Origin of the sequence: Micromonospora sp. LOL_025 (assembly GCF_048060285.1) — a bacterium.
Taxonomy (GTDB): domain Bacteria; phylum Actinomycetota; class Actinomycetes; order Mycobacteriales; family Micromonosporaceae; genus Micromonospora.
Window position 1 is genome coordinate 1 of record NZ_JBHMIR010000092.1, and the last position, 1,291, is coordinate 1,291.

Annotated in this window: 1 protein-coding gene; it reads right to left on the reverse strand. The window is 74.2% G+C overall.

What is annotated here, in order from left to right:
• Positions 1 to 1,261 (reverse strand): acyltransferase domain-containing protein (locus ACFHW0_RS31605; protein WP_416613284.1); only part of this gene is annotated, 1,261 nt, incomplete at its 3' end.
• Between the last annotated feature and the right edge of the window lie 30 nt (positions 1,262 to 1,291).

Genomic DNA, 1,291 nt, shown 5'->3' on the forward strand with positions numbered 1-1,291 from the left:
CCACCACGTCGGTCAGAGGCTCCGCGTCGTCCACGGAGACCGCCCCACGCGTCAGCCACCACAACCGGCCCTGGATCTCCGTGACGGCCAGCGCCTGCGCCACCGCCAGCGCCTCGACCACACCCGCACCGGCCAGCGACAGCAGCGAGACCAGCCCGGCGACCGGCTTCCCGGCCTCCACCGCTGCGGCCAGCCGGCGCGCGATCTCGTCCCGCTCCAGCGCGTCCAGCACCACCGGGACCACCTCGGCGCCCCGCTCCGCCAGCCCTGCCAGCAACGGGTGGTCCTCCTGTCCGGGGAGCATCAGCACCAACCAGGAGCCGGTCAGGGTCTCGTTCCCGGTCACGTCCTGGCGTCGCCACACCACCCGGTAGCGCCAGGAGTCCACCGTCGACCGCTGCTGTGCGGCCCGCCGCCACTGCGCGAGCTTCGGCAGGACCGCGCTGAACGGTTCGTCCGCGCCGACGCCCAGCTCACCGCCGACCACGTCGGGATCGCCGGACTCCACGGCCGCCCAGAACCGCCCGTCGAGAGCCTCGCCGTGCGCGTCCCGGCGGGCCGAGGGCGCCGCCTCGGGCCAGTACCAGGTGTGGTCGAAGGCGTAGGTGGGCAGGTCGACCACGCGCGGCCGGGCACCGGCCTGACCGAGGTACGCCGTCCAGTCGACCGGCACACCCGCGACCCACAACTGCCCCAGCGCCTCGGTCAGCGCGGCGACCTCCGCCTGGCCCCGCCGCGACGCCGGAATCCGCCGCACCGCGGCATCCGCGACGATCTCCGCCACCATCGCCGTCAACGTCGCGTCGGGGCCGACCTCCAGGAACGTGTCCACGCCCTGCGCCCGCAGCGCCGCCACCCCGTCGGCGAACCGCACCGGCCGCCGCACGTGCCGCACCCAGTACTCCGGATCCACCAACTCCAACGGGTCCGCCACCGCACCCGTCACATTCGACACCACCGCGACCCGCGGCACCCGCCAGTCGAGCCCCGCCACCACCGACCGGAACTCGTCCAGCATCGGCTCCATCAGCCGCGAGTGGAACGCGTGACTGACCGACAGCTCCTTGACCCGCCAACCCCGCTCACGGCAGGCAGCCACCACCGAGGCCACCTCGCCCGCCACACCCGACACCACCACCGACGCCGGACCGTTCACCGCCGCCACGTCCACCGCCGCACCGGTCGCACCGATCAGCTCACCGACCGACTCCTCCGACGCACCGACCGCCGCCATCACCCCACCGGCCGGCAACGCCTGCATCAACCGACCCCGCGCCCCCACCAACACACA